The following is a 16823-nucleotide window of genomic DNA, read 5'->3' on the forward strand; positions in this document are numbered from 1 at the left end:
GGTTGCCACCTCGTCGAAGCCTAAATCAACCCCGTTCCTTCTCCGCTGCGCTACGCCCCCGCCGCAGCCGCCGCCGCGCTCGACGGAACCGTGGCCAGCAGGTTGGCGGCTACCCGATGCGCCCGCTCCCGCTCATCCGCGCTGAGTACCACGCTGACGAGTTGTTCGACGGCACGGACGGCATCCGCATACATGGCGTGATGAGGTTCGGCCGCGAAGCCGGCTTGCGCGCGCTGAAGCCATGCGTCGCCGAGCGCCCTGTCGCGCATCACACCGTCGCCCGACAGATAGCGCATGCCGATCTCGTACTGCCGCAGCGGGTCGCCCAGCAAGGCTTCATTCAAGGATGACAGCGCAGCCCACGAAGTCAGGCCGGATTCGGTTGCGTCGTTCGAGACAGGCGCGCGCGAACCGTTGGTCGAACCCGTCGCACCCGGATCGGCTGCAAGGGAAATCCACCGCATCGCCGGGCCATCGAGCGTTTGCACGTCGCCCGCGGCCTCAGCGCGCAGCGCGAGCGCGATGACACCCGCATTGCATCCAAGCGCGGCAGCTTTGCGATGCCAGCCAAGCGCCAAAGCATCGTCGCGCGGCACCCCATTGCCGGTCTCATACAGCGCCGCGAGATCGCTGGCCGCCTCGCCGGAACCGGCCGCCGCCGCCTTTTCCAGCCAGCCGCGCGCAACAGTGACATCTTGCGCGACGCCACGGCCGTGCAAATAGGCCTCGCCGACCATCGCCATGGCGGCAGCCGAACCGGTATCCGCCGCCCGCTGGGCCCAGCCCAGCGCTTCCCGCTCGTTACGCTCGCCGCCGAGCCCCGTGAACAGATGCCACGCCAGCGAACTTTGCGCCGAGACATTGCCCTGGTCCGCCGCGAGACGGAACCAGTAGACCGCCGCACTGAAGTCGGCCGGGACGCCGCGCCCCAGATCGTACGAGTCGCCGAGCATCGACTGATAGACCGCGTCGCCGCGACTCGCGATACGCCACTGCCAGTAGCTGCTGACGCGCTCCGGCGTCGCGTCCGCAATGCCGACGGCGAGGCGACGCATCGCGAACAGGTCGCCGGCCTGCGCGGCGGCGCGGCACCAGCGCTGCGCCAGCTCGGGATTGCGCGCCACGCCGGTGCCGTTCGCGTAGGCGAGACACAGCAAGCGTTGCGAGGCGAGATCGTTCGATTCGGCGCCGCGCGTGAACCATTTGATTGCAGTCGGCTGATCGGGCGGCATGCCCTGGCCCTTCGAGTAGACCGTGCCCATCGCGGTATAGGCCGGCGCGAAGTTCTGCGCGACCGCTTTGACGAGCCACGCCTTGCCGTCGGTTTTGGTCGCGTCGTCGTTCGTATTCTTACTCGCGTTCTTACTGCCGTTCCCTTGACGCTCCAGCAGATACAAACCCAATATGGTCTGCGCCTGAGCATTGCCGGCCCGCGCGGCCGATTCCAGATAACGCTCGCCGAGCACCGCATCGCGCGGCACACCAATGCCGTACATATATTGCCAGCCGGCCTGACGTGCACCGTCGACGTTGCCGAGATCCGCGGCCTTGCGATACCAGACCAGCGCCTGTGCCTTGTCGGCCGGCACACCATCGCCGACGAACAGCATTCGCCCCACCATCAGCGTGGCTTGCGGATCGCCGCGATCGGCGCCGACGTGAGCAAGCCGGAACGCGAGCGCCGGGTCTTTCGGCATGCCGAGCCCGGCATCCGCCAGCGACGCCAGATTGAACGCGGCGATGCCCAGCCCTTGGTCGGAGGCTCGCTGATACCACTGCTTCGCTTCGTCGAGATTGCGAGGTTCGCCTTCGCCACGCTGCAGCATGGTGCCGAGATCGTTCTGCGCGGCCGCGAGGCCGGCCTGAGCCGCGCCACGCATCCAGCCGATCGCGGCGTCGAGATCCTTGGGGCCGCCAAGGCCCAGCCGGTACTCGACGGCCAGCTGAAAACGTGCGGTCGCGTCGCCTTCCAGCGCGGCCTTGCGATGCCATGCCCGCGCCAGCACCAGGTTGCGCGCCGTGCCGGTGCCGCCCGCGTACAGTTCGCCGAGCCGGCGCTGCGCGTAGACCGAGCCGCGGCTCGCCGCGTACGACATCAATGCAAAGCCCTTTTTCTCGTCGCGCGGCACGCCTACGCCGGCCACGTACATATCGGCGAGTACCGCGTGTGCCTCGCGATGACCGCGCACCGCGGCGATATTGATCCAGCCCGCCGCGTTCTGAACATCCCGCTTCACGCCGGTGCCGCGCAACAGTGCCATGCCGAGCAGGAATGCGCCGTCGGCATCGCCGCGCGTCGCGCCTTGAATGAACCAGGTGACGCCGCCGTTGACGTCGCGCGGCACGCCCGCCCGACCGTCGAACAGGATCTGCCCGGCGTTGGATGCGCTGTGCGACGAGCCATGGTCCGCCGCACGCACGAACTCGGCGTAGGCCGACGCGAAGTCGACCGCGCCGCCTTCGCCGTTGTAGTCCATCAGCCCGAGCATCTCGGCCGCGAGGCCGTCGCCCTGGTCGGCGGAGAGCGACAGCCAGCGCCGCGCGGTATCGTCGTTTTTCGGCACGCGCGTGCCGTCGCGGTAGAGCGAACCGACCACGCGTTGCGCGCTGCGCGAGCCGTCCGCAGCGGCCTGTTGCAGCATCGCAAGGCCGGTGTCGGACGGCGGCATCGCGTAGCCGAACAGCATCATCTGTCCATAGATCGCGCGCGCGTCGAGATTGCCGGCCGCCGCCTCCGCGCCGCACGACGCGAGCAGTTGCGCCGGCTTGGCCAGCGGCGACGCCGCCCATTCCTGGCTGGCGCCGAAGCGCAGCGCGCAGGGCGTGGTCGGGTCGCCGAGCGGTAAGAGCGGCAAAGCCGCGAACGGACGCGGCAGACGCGCGGCGTCGGGCGCGCCAGCGGACATGGCGTCGGCGCCGAGCGGCACAACCGCCAGCACAGTTAACGCGCTCAACGTGAGCGCTGTCAGCAGTGTCGGTAGTCTCGGCAGAAAGGAGAAGCGCCGCGGCGCCTGACGCAACGCGACCGTCTTCACGCCGCGCCTCGCTGCGCCATCAGCCATTCGTTCGTGCCATGGCGTGGCCGCCCGTTCAGGCGTGTCGGATTCCACGCACACGCGTTCGGGCGGAACGCGGCGAACACGGTGCTCGTGCGCCGGTTCAAAGAGGTCTTCATTGTCATTTTCGGGTGAAGAAAAGGCGGGCATTCTGATCGATCGCCTAGCGCGCCATCAACCCTATCGGCATCAGGATGAATAACTTGAGCGCCGGGATCGATCAGTGTGGCCGGATACGGGGCGCTAAAGAATAAACCCGGCACGCGGCCGGGTCTATTTGAGCGCCGCGACCGATTCAGACTCGCAAGCGTTGCAGGCTAAACGTCACACCGTTCAGCTCGACGTGTACGCCACATACGGCCCCGCACCGCCGCCCGTCGACGAACGCCCCGAGATGCCGTAGAACACGTGCCGGCCGTAAAAGAACGGCAAACCGAAGTCGAACTGGCCGGCCATGGAGATGCCGATGTTGTTGAACGCGTTGTTTCCCGACGCGCTCAACGTCAACCCGTTGGCGATGTTGAAGCCCAGCGTCACGTTCGCCGGACTCGTCGAGTTCAGCGTCGCCGTGCGACCCACCGTCGCCGTCGGCGTGAAGTAGCCGCTCAGGAAGTCGTGAGCGATCGTCGTATCCGGAAAGAACATCACCGTCGAACCGGAATCGAAGAACGTGCTGGTCAGCGTCGCGCCGTTATAAGTCGACGTGAAGTTGCTGTTGATATCCGTCCTGATCAACGTCGCGCTGGTGCCGGCCAACGTATTGTTGGCCTGTGTGTCGATGCCGAACACGAGCGTGCCCTGGGCCGTCGGGCTACCGCTGTCGGACACCTGCGCCATCTCCAGAATCACGCCGTTGTTGTCCTGCGCGAAATACGCAACCGGATTGGCGACCTGGCCGCTGACCGGCACCGTGGTGGCGGTGCCCGCGTTGGTGTAGTAGTGCGTCAGGAGCGGCGCGACGGCGCACGCCGAACCGCAGTCCGTCGGGCTCACGCCGATACCGAGGATGCCGTTCGCACCGACGTTGGCGGCGGTCGACATCAGGCGGCCCACCTGGCATTCGGACGGCGCGGCGGCCGTCAGTGCCGGGTCGCCGATCACCTGGATCGGCAGCGTCGACGCAATCTCGCCCGACAGCGCGAGATCGGCGGTATGCACCGTGCCCCACGTATAGCCGCTGCCGAACAACGCGCACTCGGCGAGCGGCAGGCTGTTGGCCGTTTCGGTGCCGAGCGTGTTAAAGGTCGCGTCCGGAATCGCGGAACGCACGAGGCGCAGCCCGTACGAGCCCGTGTCGACCAGCACGTTCGGAATCGTCACGCAGTTGGTGGTGGCGTTCGTCCCCGGCGTGCAGAGCTTGATGCTCACCATCGGCTGGTTGTGAATGCTCGTGCCGCTGACCGTCACCGCCATCGTGTTGCCGGGACCGACCGCGGTCGGCACGGCGGACGCGTCGGCTGCGAGCACGTTCGGCGTCGAGGTGATCAACGGCGGACTCGAGGTGCCGTTCGTCGCGCCGCCCGACGGTGTGCCCGAATTGCCGCCCGATGCCGACGAACTGGTTGTCGAACTGTTGCTGCTGCCGCCACCACCCCCACCGCAGGCGGCCAGACTCAGGCCGAGCGCCGCGGCAATAATCCATGCGATTTTGCGCACTTGTATTCTCTCGATTGATTTCTGTTGATTTACTTGATGTCGTCAGCGCTCAGGCCTTGCGGCAGCGCTTGCGGCAAATAGGCACGGCCCACGAAGGAGCCCATGTGCCCACCCGTCTCCACGACCAGCCCCGTCTGACGCACGACGGCGGCGCTGTAGCCGCTGCCTTGCGTGTTGTGCGCGTCGGTGAGTGCCTGGACGTATGTCGGGAAGTAAGTGGCGAGAAGCGTCTTCAGCGGCGGCATGGCCGGACCTTGCCAGCTCAACGCGAACACGGTGTTCCCCGCCGTGATGTACTCGTTGACCACCGTGCCGGTGGGCAGCGTGGTCTGGCTGACGGTATAAGCCGGCGTCGCTGCATTGGCGCTGGCGTTCGCCGCGAAGCGCGCCACTGCGGCGCCGCCAGGACTGGCCGCGCCAGCGTTGGTGCTGCTGGCTGTCACCGGATACGTCGGCGCGCTACCCAGCGCCGCGTAAGCCGGCGCGACGGCAACGAGCGACGCCGCCGCCACGACGGCGATTCCAAATTTGCTGGTTATCATTTTTTGGTTTTGCGGAAGTTTTCGAAAAATACGCGCGAGCTTGCCCTCGCGCTCGCGCGAAAAGAATCTTAGCGTGCAGTCGCGTTTTTAAATTTAACGAATTGAGAAGTGAATCCGCTTCTGTTTGAAATTGAAAGCTTGGCCATGCGGAGAAAGCAAGCTGCACTAAGTGATGCGTAATGGCTATCGAATCGACGCGCGCGCGGTGGTGATGGTTTTCGTCACGTGTTCAGACGGCCAGTTGCGCGCTAATCGCGCGCGCCATCACGCGGTTGCGTCCGGCGGCTTTCGCTGCGTACAGCTGGGTATCCGCCGCCGCGAGCAGCGCGGCCGCGCTGCCGCCTTCGGGCGGTTGGCAAGCCGCGCAGCCGACGCTGATCGTCACGTGGCCGCCCGGTGTATCTTTGTTCGCGAGTCCTGCCGACTCGACGCGTTTGCGGATTTTTTCGGCGACCTTGAGCGCACCGTCGAGCGACGTATTGGGCAGCACCACGGCGAATTCCTCGCCACCGTAGCGGGCGGCAAGGTCCAATGCGCGTCGCGTGCCCGACAGAATGCGTTCGGCGACCACGGTCAACACTTCGTCGCCGGTGGCGTGTCCGTAGGTATCGTTGAAGCGCTTGAAATGATCGATGTCGATGAACAGCAGCGCCAGCGACGTTTGCTCGCGCTGCGCGCGCCGCCACTCCTGCGCGAGCCGATGGTCGAAGGCGCGGCGGTTGCTGAGTCCGGTCAACGCGTCGGTGGCGGCGACGCGCTGCAACGCGGCCTCGGCGCGCACCTTGTCGCGCAGCGCGAAAGCGAACAGCCACACCACCACCACGTAGGCGCCGCCGAATAGCACCGTCATCGCGCCCGCCAGCAGATTGCGACGCCGCCAGCCCGCCAGCACGTCTTCCACGGCCGGCGCGATACCGACGATGATCGGCGTGTCCGGCACATGCGCAAACGTGTAAAGCCGCGAGACGCCATCCAGCGAACCGTCCGAGACGAAGCTGCCGGTCTCGTTGCCGGCAATGCCGGCGAAGTTCGCGGTCTTCGCATAGTTCGAGCCGATGCCGAGGCGCGCCGCGGGCTGGCTCGCGAGCAGCGTGCCGTTGTTCAGCACGATAAAGCCGCCGCCGTTGGGGCCGAGCGAGATGTTGTCGAGCAGATGCTCGAAGTATTCGATTCGCACGCTGGCCATTGCAATGCCGTCGAAGGCGCCGTCGGGCGTCTCGACGCGTCGTGACAATGCGACGGCCAGCGCGCCGCCGCGCACTTGCGACGCATACGGATTCGACAGGTAGAGGCCCGCGTGCGGCGTGTTCTGTTGAACGGTGAAGTAATCCCGCTGCGCGAACGACAGCCCCGGATACAACTTGCCGCTCATCGACGCTTTCACGCGGCCTTGCGCGTCGAGCACGTAGGCGTCGCCGGCTAGAGGGGAACCCAGCGTGCGATCGAACAGCACGCGCTGCCGGAGGTCGGGCGGCAAGCGCCACGTTTCTGCCTCGCCCGCGTCCTTTGCAACCCCGAGCAGGGAGGTGTCATACAGATGGAAGTTGCGCGAGAGATCGCGGCTGATGATCGTGACGAGGTTGCGCGAGCTCTCGACGGCGTGGCGGAATTCTTCCTCGCGGCTGTTGTAGAGCGCGAGGAACGTGAGGGCGGCCATCACCGTGGCGGTGAGCATGCCGGAGAGGCCCGCGAGAAAAGGATGCCGGCCGATCGCACGCAAAATGCAGAGGCGTATCTCGACGAGCCGCCGCGCCAACCTGTACCGCGAGGTGACAACCTGTCTTTTCGACACGTGTGTGGCTCCCGGAGAGGCCGGTCGATCCGGCGTTCGGGACGATGTCCGTCACCGCTTCCCGGCGCTAGGATTGAAGCATTGAACTCGCCGGAGGGTCAATCGCGGCTTTCCGCCTGACTCAAGGCATGCGCGCGACGCAGCCGTTCGCGGCTGTTGCTCAGATGCATGCGCATGGCGGCGCGCGCGTCGTCCGCGTCCTGGCGTTCGATCGCGCGATGGATCATCTGATGCTCGGCCAGCACGTTGCGCAGATGCTCGATATGGTCGAGCTCCGCGATCTCGGCGGTGCCGAGTCGAGTCCGCGGACTTACCGAGCGACCTAACTGACTGAGCACGTCGAAGAAATAACGGTTGCCGCTCGCCCGCGCGATCTGCAAATGAAACTCGATGTCGTGCGCGACGGTGTCGGTGCTGCCGCGTTCGAGTTCCGACTCGAAGCGTGTCAGCGCGGCGCGCATCTGCTTCAGATGCTGGTCCGTGCGCCGCGCGGCGGCGAGCGCGGCCGACGCGGCTTCGACGTCGATACGAAATTCGATGATCGCCATCACGTCCAGCATGCTGGAGAGATCGGCGGCGGGCAATTGCAGCGGTTCTTCCGAAGCGGGCGCGAGCACGAAGGTGCCGATGCCGTGCCGGGTCTCGACCACTCTCGCCGCCTGCAGGCGCGAGATCGCCTCGCGGACCACGGAGCGGCTCACGGAGAGCTGCTTCATCATCGCGACTTCGGTGGGAATGCGGTCGCCCGGCCGCAACGCGCCGCGGCGGATTTCGTCGGAAAGGGTGGCCACCACCTTCTCAGTTAGGCTGCTCATTTCTGTGGTTTGTCGGCTAATCGGCTAAAAATGCGCGCGTTGCGTGCGCGAGAGGTCGTACAACGGGACGGCCCGGCCATCATAGCGCCGCTCGGCGGCACGGACGATCCCGCGACCGAGATCTTAATCTGCCGGGCGTACGAGATACTTCATATTATTGTCATCAGACGTCTTGGTTTTTTGCTGTGCGCCGCGCGGCCACGTCGGTGAAATCCGCGCACAATCCATGTGGGACGGCGATTTAAGCGAGGAAGGGTAAACACCGCATTGGAATCATTCAAGCTCTGCATGTAGACTGTCGTCAGACAACGTATCACGCGCTTCCCGCATCTTTGCACTTCTGCCCGAATGCGTCGCGTTGTGTTCGATCAGGCTACCCAAGTGGTCGATACTGGAGACAACCTTGACCTCTGCTCTTGCCCCGGCCGCCGATCCGCTCGAATCGGCGGTCTCCAAAGTCAAACGACACGTATTGCCGCTGTTCCTGATCATGTTCATCGCGAACTACATCGACCGCGTGAACATCGGTTTCGTCAATTCGCACATGCAGACGGACCTGGGCATCGGCGCGGCGGCGTATGGTCTGGGCAGCGGTTTGTTCTTCATCGGCTATGCGCTGTTCGAAGTGCCTTCGAACGTACTGATGCAAAAGTACGGCGCGCGCGCGTGGCTCACCCGCATCATGGGTACGTGGGGGCTCGTCGCGGCGGCCATGGCGTTTGTCTGGAACGATACGTCGTTCTATGTGCTGCGTTTTCTGCTCGGTGTCGCCGAAGCGGGCTTCTTTCCCGGCGTGGTGTTTTACTTCACCCAGTGGCTGCCGCAGAAAGATCGCGGCAAAGCGGTAGCGGTTTTTCTCGCCGGTTCCGCGCTGGCCTCGGTGCTGTCCGGCCCGATCACCGGTAGCCTGCTGTCCATTCGCGGCTTCGGCCTGCACGGCTGGCAGTGGATGTTCCTCGTCGAAGGCGGCTTTTCGATCGTGCTGTGCGGCGTGAGCTGGGTGCTGCTGAAGTCGCGCATTCGCGACGCGTCATGGCTCACCGCCGAAGAACGCACGGTGCTCGAAACGTCGATCGCGACGGAACAGGCCGAGCGCGAGGCGCACGGCGGCGCGCATCTGCCCGCCATGAAACTGCTGAAAGATCCGCAGATTCTGCTGTTCTGCTTTCTCTACTTCGCGATTCAGTTGACCATCTACGCCGCGACCTTCTGGCTGCCGACCATCATCCGCAAGATGGGCGGTCTGTCCGATTTCCAGGTCGGCATGCTCAACGCGATTCCGTGGCTGATCGCCATGGTTGCGATGTACTGTTTCGCAGTGCTGTCGTCGAAGTGGCGCTATCAGCAAGCGTGGCTCGCGGTGGCGCTGGTGATCGCGGCGTGTGGGCTGTTTGCATCGACATCAGGCAATCCGGTGCTGTCGTTCGTGGCAATCTGTTTCTCGGCGATCGGCTTCAAGGCGGCGGCTTCCCTGTTCTGGCCGATTCCGCAAGGCTATCTGGATGCTCGCGTAGCGGCGGCGGTGATCGCCTTGATCAACTCGGTGGGCAACCTCGGCGGCTTCTTTGCGCCGGCCACGTTCGGCTATCTGCAGCAGCACACCGGTTCGATTACCGGCGGCCTGTACGGCCTAGGCGTGGCGTCGCTGATCGCCGCAGCCGCCGGCTTCCTGACCCGCGACCGGCGCGTGAATCGCGACGCGCAGCCGGAGCCGGTGCATCGCAGCGCGCACTGATTCCACGGATCGCTAGCGGTGTTCATCATGGGTTAAGCCATTTCTACTTTTCGTCCGCCGGCTGTGTCGAACGCGAGCGCTACGGAGCGCCACGCTGTTCACTTGCCGGCTCACTAACTCACTCACTTACGCAGGCTCAACATCATGTCCACGCAACCCACTCAATCGAACGCGACGCCGACCGTCACCGAACTGCGCGTCGTGCCCGTCGCCGGACGCGACAGCATGCTGATGAATTTGAGCGGCGCGCATGGCCCGTTCTTTACGCGCAACATCGTGATTCTGCGCGATAGCGCGGGGCATATGGGCGTCGGCGAAGTGCCGGGCGGCGAGAGCATCCGCAAGACCATCGACGACGCGCGGCCGTTCGTCGTCGGTCAGTCGATCGGAAATTTGCAAGCGATCCTGAATAAAGCGCGCACGCAATTCGCCGATCGCGACGCGGGCGGCCGCGGCCTGCAGACCTTCGATCTGCGTACCACCATTCACGCGGTCACCGCGCTCGAAGCCGCGTTGCTCGATCTGCTCGGCCAGCATCTCGGCGTGCCGGTCGCGGCGCTGCTCGGCGAAGGCCAGCAACGCGACGAAGTGGAAATGCTCGGCTATCTGTTCTATATCGGCGACCGCAATAAGACCGATCTGCCGTATGCAAGCGGCGCCGACGGACACGACGACTGGGAGCGCGTGCGCACCGAACAGGCAATGACACCCGAAGCCGTGGTGCGGCTCGCCGAAGCCGCGCAGGCGCGTTACGGTTTCAACGACTTCAAGCTGAAAGGCGGCGTGCTGCCCGGCGACGCCGAAATCGAAGCGGTCACGGCGCTTGCCGAACGCTTTCCGAACGCGCGCGTGACGCTCGATCCGAACGGCGCGTGGTCGCTGGCGGAGGCGGTGCGCCTGTGCCGCGATCAGCACGACGTGCTGGCTTACGCGGAAGATCCGTGCGGCGCGGAAAACGGTTATTCGGGCCGCGAGGTGATGGCCGAGTTTCGTCGCGCGACCGGCTTGCCGACGGCGACCAACATGATCGCCACCGACTGGCGTCAAATGGGCCACGCGATTCAATTGCAGTCCGTGGATATTCCGCTGGCCGATCCGCACTTCTGGACCATGCAGGGTTCGGTGCGCGTCGCGCAGATGTGCAACGAATGGGGCCTCACGTGGGGCTCGCATTCGAACAATCACTTCGATATTTCGCTGGCTATGTTCACGCAGGTGGCGGCCGCGGCGCCCGGCAAGATCACCGCGATCGACACGCACTGGATCTGGCAGGACGGTCAGCGTCTGACGCGCGACCCGCTGCAGATCGTCGGCGGTAAGGTGAAGGTGCCGCAGACGCCGGGTCTCGGCGTCGAGCTGGATATGGATGAACTCGAGAAGGCGCACGCGCTGTATCAGCAGCATGGTCTCGGCGCGCGCGACGACGGCGTCGCGATGCAGTATCTGATTCCGAACTGGAAGTTCGACAACAAGCGCCCGTGCCTCGTGCGCTGATCGAGAAAGGCCGCCGTCGTCGTCGGGGCGGCTTTTGCGTGCGTCGGCGGATTCAATGACGATGCAACGAAAAACGCCGCCGGTTCAAAAACCGGCGGCGTTTTTTTCGTGGTGCTCGCGTTGCTAACTGGCGGCGATTACTGGCAAGCCTTGCCGTGATCCGCGTGATAGCCCTGCGCCTTGGCGTCGGCTTCGGACATGTAAGAGCCTTGCTTCGTCTTACCGTAGTACTTGTCGCCGGAGCAGTGATACACCTTGGTGCTGGTATTGACCCACACCTTGCCGGGGCCGCCGCCTGCTGCCGGTGCGCTGGACGACATCGCGGCCATCGGCTTCGGTGCTGCCGCGGTCGACGAAGCGGAGGTGGCCGCTGCCGGCGCGCTCATCTTGGAAGCCGCTTTCTTGTCGACGCCGCCGTGACCACGGCAGGCGCCCTTCATCGTGGCGCCGGAGTACGAGGTTCCGTCTTTACAGGTGGCGCTCACGGCGCCCGACGACATGGCGGATGCCGCCATCGGCGCGCTGGCTTGCGCGAACGCGGCAGAGGATGCGAAGGCGGCGCTCAGCGCGAGAATCAGGAACGGCTTATTCATTTCGTAGCTCCCCAGGATAAGCACGAAGGTTACGTGCGTTCTCCAGAAACGTTAGCCGTACCGATTACGTTGACCGCCATTCGACCGCTTGAGGGTATTTGACAATTGAGTTGCGAGGCTATGCCCGGCGCCTGTAACGGCCGCCAGGCGGGCAACGCGAGCCCGGGACGCTGTGGTGCGACCGGCTCAAAGCAGGGATTTCCCCTGGGCGAGAATCTTGTCGCAAACCTGTTTGGTGACCTGTTCCTTCAGGCCGCCGCCGCTCAGATCCACCTGCTGGCCGCTGCCGCTGCTGAGGATGCCTTTGGCGCCCTGGGTATAGCCGCTGTCCGAGGTGGACGAGCCGCCCGGTAGTTTGCTCATCAGCGAGTCTTTCACCGACGACGCGCCGTCGCCGCTGAGATAGTTGTTCTTGATACAGAACTGCAGCACGCCGGCGACGTTGCCGGTGCTGCCGGAGGTCACGGATTGTCCCGACAGCGCGCCGCCCAGTCCGCCGAGGCTGCCGAGTCCGCCGCCGGACGATCCGCCCGAGTTGCCCTGCTGGAGTAAGTTGCCGAGTTGCGCGTTGGCCGCCGAAAGTGGCAGCAGCGCGGCGAACAGAATCCCTGCGCGTGCGGCCCGATACGTGCGTGCTTTCATCGTGGGCTCCTTCCGAGGATTTGAAAGAGCTTCTACTATAGGTGCGTTTCGGGGGCCCGACTGTTAAACCTTGGCGGCACGCAATACGCACCGGGCGCGCCAGCAGCAATCGTGCCGCGCTTCGTGCCGGCTGCGGATCAGCTCTTGCGGAATACCACGTGCGAAATGCGTTGCACCAGCAAGGCGGCCGCCAGCGCCGCGACGGCCGTGAGCCAGACGCCGATATGAATCGACTGCACGAGCGCATCGCGCGCGGTGTCGATCAGCGCGAGCGTATTGAGCCCCGAGGGCTTCATATCCGCGATCAGTTTCAGGCGCGAAGCGTCGTCGATCAGAATGCGCAGATCGACGAAACGCGGCTGCCATTGCGACGCGGCCGGCTCGCCGAGCACGCTGAGCGTGCGCGTGACGACGTCGCGGTAATGGTGCTGCACGACGGTCGCGACGATACTCGTGCCGAGCATGCCGCCCACCATGCGGGTGGATTGCAGCAATGCGGTCGTAATGCCGAAGCGTTCGCGTCCGGCAATCTCCTGGCCGAACACGTTCAGATTGTTGAGGATGAAGCCGAGGCCGATACCGACCGCCGCCATCGGCAATTCGATCCAGAGGGTCGGCGTATCCGGATTGGCGAACGCCAGCCCGATCGACGCAAACAGCAGCAGCGCAAAGCCGATCGACAGAATTCGCGTGGGCTTTTTCATGTGAATCACAATCCGCGTGTTCAGCACGCTGCCGAGGGCGATACACGCGGCGATCGGCGTGGCGAGCAGCCCGGCCTGTTGCGGCGACAAACCGAAGCCGCCTTGCAGCAGCAACGGCGCGAAGAAGATCAGCGAGAACATCACGAAGCCCGACAGCATGCCGAGTGTGAACAGCGTGACGAGTTGCGGGTCCTTGAACAGATCGAGCGGAATGATCGGATGCGTGGCGCGTTTTTCGCACACCAGCAAGGCGATCGCGCCCACGATCACGCAGACGGCCAGCACCAGATTGCCGGCGGTGAGGCCGTGTTTCGGCACCGCTTCGATCAAGGCCTGCAGACCGCCGAGCACCGCGGCGACCAGCGCCGCGCCGAGCCAGTCGATCTTCACTTCGCCTTCGTGCGGGCGCTTAAAACTGGGCAGATGCGCCCAGATGAAGTAAAGCGCCGCCGCGCCCACCGGCAGGTTGATCAGGAAGGTGGAGCGCCAGCCCCAGTGTTCGCTCATCCAGCCGCCGAGCGACGGCCCCGCCGCGGTGCCGATGCCGTACGCGGCCGCCATCACGACTTGCCAGCGAACCCTTGCGCGCGGATCGGGGAACAGATCGGGAATCGACGCGAAGGCCGTGCCGACCATCATCCCGCCGCCAATGCCTTGCAGACCGCGCGCGATCACGAGAAACAGCATGTCGTTCGCGACGCCGCACAGCACGGACGCCACCGTGAAGGTGATGACCGCGGCGATCACGAAGCGCTTGCGGCCGAAGTAGTCGCCGAGCCGCCCGAACACCGGCACCGTGACCACCGACGCCAGCAGATAAGCGCTCGCGATCCACGCGTAGTACTCGAAGCCATGCAGTTCAGCGACGATGGACGGTAGCGCGGTGCTGACGACGGTCTGGTCGAGCGCGACCAGCATGTTGACGAGGCCGATGCCGAGCATCGCGAATAAGGCGTTTCGGAAGGGCAGGGCGGCGGCGGTCGGATTCACGGGTGGGGGCGAAAGGAGCTTGTCAGGTCGACGCGGCGCGGCGGAACGCACGTCACGGCAGAGGGTGGAGGACGTACGTCCTCTAGATGTCTGACCTCTGGAATGACGATTATACGGGTTATCCCTTACCTGAAACTATTCGCCGCCGACGGCGGGGGCAAAAAAAGCCGCATCTGACGATACGGCGCGCCGCGGCATGGCGGTCGGCAACCCCCAAGCGATAGTCCGGTTCAGGTGCGGCGATCGCCCTCCAGCAATCCATAAAGCGCGCTGTCCGACACTTCATCGCCCACGATCCAGCGTTCGCGCAACAGACCTTCGTGGACAAAGCCGAGCCGTTCGAGCAAACGCGCCGAGGCGGTATTGCGGGGATCGATATCCGCTTCGAGCCGCCGCAAATTCAGCGCGCCGAACGCATGCTCGATCACCGCTGTTGCGGCCTCGCTCATGAAGCCGCTTCCCCAATGCCGGCGCTTGAGACTGAAGCCGATCTCCGCGCGGCGGCATTGCGCTTCGGCGTCGTCGAGACGCGGTGCTCGCAGCATGAGACGCGGTGTGATTAGCGTAATGCGCTCGGTAAATGGCATAGGGAATAAAGAGGAGGAGCCTTTGCGGCGAGCCCTGATGGTAGCCGAAGCCAGACTTAAAACGTCGAGCGACCCTATGCCTTCAACGGATCGCTCGACGCAAGCATCAGGTATCAACCACCAACCGCTGCATGACGCTTTAACCCTTCGCCCATGCAGCCGCCGTCTCGACCGCAAAGTCCCGATACGACCTCGGCTGACGCCCCAGCAATGCCGCAAGCCGTTCGACCTCCGTCTTCGAGGCGGCCGCGCCGTCCTGCTGATAGCGGCTCATCATCAGGCGCATGTCGTAAGCAAGCCATGCCGGTGTGGCTGCCTTCATGCGTTGTTCGAGCACATCGAGATCGTCGCCGCCGTAACGCACGCTACGCCCCAACGCATCGGCCCAGATCGACGTCACGGTTTCCGCGTCGATCACATCGGGGCCGACGAGTTCATACGTCTCGCGCGGCAGACGGTTCGCCGCCCGCTCACGACGCAACAGTTCCAACGCAGCCGCTTCGCCGATGTCGCGCACGTCGACCATCGAAATCCCCTTCGCGCCGATCGGCATGCCGTACACGCCGTGCGTGAGCAACGGCTCTTTCTGACGCACGTCGTTCTGGATGAAGTAGGCGGGACGCAGCACCGTCGCCGGTATATCGAGGTGTTCGATCATGCGCTCGACCGTGTGCTTGCCGGTGAAGTGCGGCACATCCACATATTCCGCCCCCTTGAACACCGACAGATACACCACGCCCTTCACGCCGGCTTCGCGCGCCACGCTGAGCGCTTGCAGCGCTTGCGTCAATTCGTCCGGCGCATTCGGCGCCAGCAGGAACAGCGTGCTGACGCCTTGCATCGCGCGGCGCAAGCCGTCCACGTCGGACAGGTCGCCTTGTATCGCACTGACGCCTGCGGGGAATTGTGCTTTTTCCGGCGATCGGGTCAGCGCGCGGATGTCGATGCCGCTGCCGTTCAGATGGGCGAGAACCTGCTTGCCGATCACGCCTGTGCTACCGGTTACGAGGATTGCCATGATGTACTCCTTGGGTTGGATGGGCTGCCGTCAGCCCGTGAGACGAACAATAGTCGTTCCATCTGATCGCCGAAAGTGCAAGAATACAGACACCTCGTCTCATATTTGGAACGATCATGGACTTGACCTCGCTGGCCGATTTCAACGCGGTGGCGCTGCACGGTGGGTTTGGACCGGCCAGCCGGGCGCTCGACCGCCCCAAGGCCACGCTGTCGCGGCGCGTGGCGGAACTGGAGGAACAGCTCGGCGTGCGCCTGATCGAACGCGGCTCGCGCAGGTTGCGGCTCACCGAGGAAGGCCTGGTGTTGCACGAGCGCACGCGCGGGCTGATGACGGAGATTCAGGAGGCGGGTGAAAACGTTGCGTCGCGCGCGCCGGTGCCGCGTGGGCGCTTGCGTATCAGTGCGCCGATAGTGTTCGCGCATGTGGTGCTCGGCCCGATCGCAACGCGATTCGCGCTGGCCTATCCGCAGGTCGAGCTTGAAGTGGTGGCGGAAGACCGCGTCGTCGATCCGGTGGAAGACGGCTATGACCTCGTGATCCGCATTAATCCGCCGAGCGACGAGCAACTGGTGGGGCGCCGCATTCTCGGCGATCAACTGTGGATGGTCGCGGCGCCGACGGTGTCGATTCCGTCGGCATCGGCATCGGCATCGGCATCGGCATCCGCCTCCGCGAGCGACGCCGACGCGTTACCGGTGCCCGCCGTGATGTTTGCCGCGGCGGCGCGGGTTGTGCGCTGGCGCGTGCGGGTGGATGGCGGCGAGGTGCGAACGTTTGCGCCTACGCCGGTGCTGCGGCTGTCGTCGTTATTGATGGTGCGCGACGCGGTGCTGAGCGGCGTGGGCACGGCGCTTCTGCCGCGTCTGCTGGTGGAGCCCGACGTGCTGTCAGGACGGCTCGTCTGCTGGGGAATCGATGACGGCCCGCCCGTCGAGGTCTGGGCGCTCTATCATTCGCGGCGTCTGTTGAGCGCCAAGGTGCGAGCGTTCATGAACCTGCTGCAAGACTTGCCGGGCCGGGAGCAAAAATCCGGCTGACGCGACCCGCTTTCAACGTTGAACTTGCAATGAATTTTGGCCGGATACGCTCGCGAGTTTCGAGCCGCGCTTCGAACCACGCTTCGAGCCGCGCTTCGAGCCACCTTACCCAGGTGTGATTCGCCCTGGAACGTACAACAAACGCCAATTCCAATCTCT

The 16823-nt window shown here is 64.8% G+C and carries 13 protein-coding genes and 1 pseudogene; 3 read left to right on the forward strand and 11 right to left on the reverse strand.

The window, feature by feature from the left end:
• Positions 1 to 50: 50 nt before the first annotated feature.
• The 6 genes from B0G83_RS01675 to B0G83_RS01695 all read right to left on the reverse strand — a co-directional run bounded on the left by B0G83_RS01675 (position 51) and on the right by B0G83_RS01695 (position 7861).
• Positions 51 to 3062 carry a tetratricopeptide repeat protein gene (locus B0G83_RS01675; protein ID WP_105506529.1) on the reverse strand — a complete coding sequence of 1004 codons (3012 nt, stop codon included), beginning with the start codon at positions 3060 to 3062 and terminating at the stop codon, positions 51 to 53.
• Positions 3032 to 3175: a hypothetical protein gene (locus B0G83_RS38455; RefSeq protein WP_181156659.1), complete on the reverse strand. Its 144-nt coding sequence runs from the start codon at positions 3173 to 3175 to the stop codon at positions 3032 to 3034. Before B0G83_RS38455 ends, B0G83_RS01675 begins: the two co-directional genes overlap by 31 nt.
• 214 nt (positions 3176 to 3389) lie before the next feature.
• Entirely contained in the window at positions 3390 to 4712 is a 1323-nt protein-coding gene (locus B0G83_RS01680) for a DUF3443 domain-containing protein (protein ID WP_105505694.1), read from the reverse strand.
• A gap of 29 nt (positions 4713 to 4741) precedes the next feature.
• Complete coding sequence (locus B0G83_RS01685) at positions 4742 to 5254, reverse strand: DUF2844 domain-containing protein (RefSeq protein WP_181156660.1); 513 nt, start codon at positions 5252 to 5254, stop codon at positions 4742 to 4744.
• A 229-nt stretch (positions 5255 to 5483) separates the two neighbouring features.
• Positions 5484 to 7046, reverse strand: coding sequence for a diguanylate cyclase (locus tag B0G83_RS01690; RefSeq protein WP_258167640.1), 1563 nt, complete (start codon positions 7044 to 7046; stop codon positions 5484 to 5486).
• Positions 7047 to 7144: 98 nt separating this feature from the next.
• Positions 7145 to 7861, reverse strand: coding sequence for a FadR/GntR family transcriptional regulator (locus tag B0G83_RS01695; RefSeq protein ID WP_105505695.1), 717 nt, complete (start codon positions 7859 to 7861; stop codon positions 7145 to 7147).
• 403 nt (positions 7862 to 8264) lie between these two features.
• Between B0G83_RS01695 and B0G83_RS01705 the strand changes: the two genes are divergently transcribed.
• Both B0G83_RS01705 and gudD read left to right on the forward strand, forming a co-directional pair.
• Positions 8265 to 9596 (forward strand): MFS transporter, encoded by a 1332-nt coding sequence (locus B0G83_RS01705; RefSeq protein WP_105505697.1) that lies wholly within the window; start codon positions 8265 to 8267, stop codon positions 9594 to 9596.
• 144 nt (positions 9597 to 9740) lie between these two features.
• On the forward strand, positions 9741 to 11090 hold the full coding sequence (gudD, locus tag B0G83_RS01710) for a glucarate dehydratase (RefSeq protein ID WP_105505698.1): 1350 nt from the start codon (positions 9741 to 9743) through the stop codon (positions 11088 to 11090).
• Between the two features lie 137 nt (positions 11091 to 11227).
• On the opposite strand, the gene B0G83_RS01715 is transcribed toward gudD, so the two are convergent.
• The 5 genes and pseudogenes from B0G83_RS01715 to B0G83_RS01735 form a co-directional block, all read right to left on the reverse strand.
• On the reverse strand, positions 11228 to 11683 hold the full coding sequence (locus B0G83_RS01715; RefSeq protein WP_105505699.1) for a hypothetical protein: 456 nt from the start codon (positions 11681 to 11683) through the stop codon (positions 11228 to 11230).
• A gap of 186 nt (positions 11684 to 11869) precedes the next feature.
• Positions 11870 to 12325: a DUF2501 domain-containing protein gene (locus tag B0G83_RS01720; RefSeq protein ID WP_105505700.1), complete on the reverse strand. Its 456-nt coding sequence runs from the start codon at positions 12323 to 12325 to the stop codon at positions 11870 to 11872.
• A gap of 137 nt (positions 12326 to 12462) precedes the next feature.
• Positions 12463 to 13971, reverse strand: a complete 1509-nt coding sequence (locus B0G83_RS01725) for an MFS transporter (protein WP_105505701.1) — start codon at positions 13969 to 13971, stop codon at positions 12463 to 12465.
• A 278-nt stretch (positions 13972 to 14249) separates the two neighbouring features.
• Positions 14250 to 14537 (reverse strand): annotated as a pseudogene (locus B0G83_RS01730) (GNAT family N-acetyltransferase); the annotation flags it as partial.
• 208 nt (positions 14538 to 14745) lie between these two features.
• Positions 14746 to 15624: an SDR family oxidoreductase gene (locus B0G83_RS01735; protein WP_105505702.1), complete on the reverse strand. Its 879-nt coding sequence runs from the start codon at positions 15622 to 15624 to the stop codon at positions 14746 to 14748.
• A gap of 116 nt (positions 15625 to 15740) precedes the next feature.
• Between B0G83_RS01735 and B0G83_RS01740 the strand changes: the two genes are divergently transcribed.
• The gene (locus B0G83_RS01740; protein ID WP_105505703.1) at positions 15741 to 16664 is read left to right on the forward strand and encodes a LysR family transcriptional regulator; all 924 of its coding nucleotides are present in this window, start codon (positions 15741 to 15743) and stop codon (positions 16662 to 16664) included.
• Positions 16665 to 16823 lie beyond the last annotated feature (159 nt).

The sequence above is a fragment of the Paraburkholderia sp. BL21I4N1 genome (genome assembly GCF_002973525.1).
Lineage (GTDB): Bacteria > Pseudomonadota > Gammaproteobacteria > Burkholderiales > Burkholderiaceae > Paraburkholderia.

What these genes read in the sequence shown, in the direction of transcription:
- B0G83_RS01675 (WP_105506529.1), bottom strand. Translation starts at nt 3,062, where the DNA reads ATGGCTGATGGCGCAGCGAGGCGCGGCGTGAAGACGGTCGCGTTGCGT.
- B0G83_RS38455 (WP_181156659.1), bottom strand. Translation starts at nt 3,175, where the DNA reads ATGAAGACCTCTTTGAACCGGCGCACGAGCACCGTGTTCGCCGCGTTC.
- B0G83_RS01685 (WP_181156660.1), bottom strand. Translation starts at nt 5,254, where the DNA reads ATGATAACCAGCAAATTTGGAATCGCCGTCGTGGCGGCGGCGTCGCTC.
- B0G83_RS01695 (WP_105505695.1), bottom strand. Translation starts at nt 7,861, where the DNA reads ATGAGCAGCCTAACTGAGAAGGTGGTGGCCACCCTTTCCGACGAAATC.
- gudD (WP_105505698.1), top strand. Translation starts at nt 9,741, where the DNA reads ATGTCCACGCAACCCACTCAATCGAACGCGACGCCGACCGTCACCGAA.
- B0G83_RS01715 (WP_105505699.1), bottom strand. Translation starts at nt 11,683, where the DNA reads ATGAATAAGCCGTTCCTGATTCTCGCGCTGAGCGCCGCCTTCGCATCC.
- B0G83_RS01720 (WP_105505700.1), bottom strand. Translation starts at nt 12,325, where the DNA reads ATGAAAGCACGCACGTATCGGGCCGCACGCGCAGGGATTCTGTTCGCC.
- B0G83_RS01725 (WP_105505701.1), bottom strand. Translation starts at nt 13,971, where the DNA reads ATGCTCGGCATCGGCCTCGTCAACATGCTGGTCGCGCTCGACCAGACC.
- B0G83_RS01735 (WP_105505702.1), bottom strand. Translation starts at nt 15,624, where the DNA reads ATGGCAATCCTCGTAACCGGTAGCACAGGCGTGATCGGCAAGCAGGTT.
- B0G83_RS01740 (WP_105505703.1), top strand. Translation starts at nt 15,741, where the DNA reads ATGGACTTGACCTCGCTGGCCGATTTCAACGCGGTGGCGCTGCACGGT.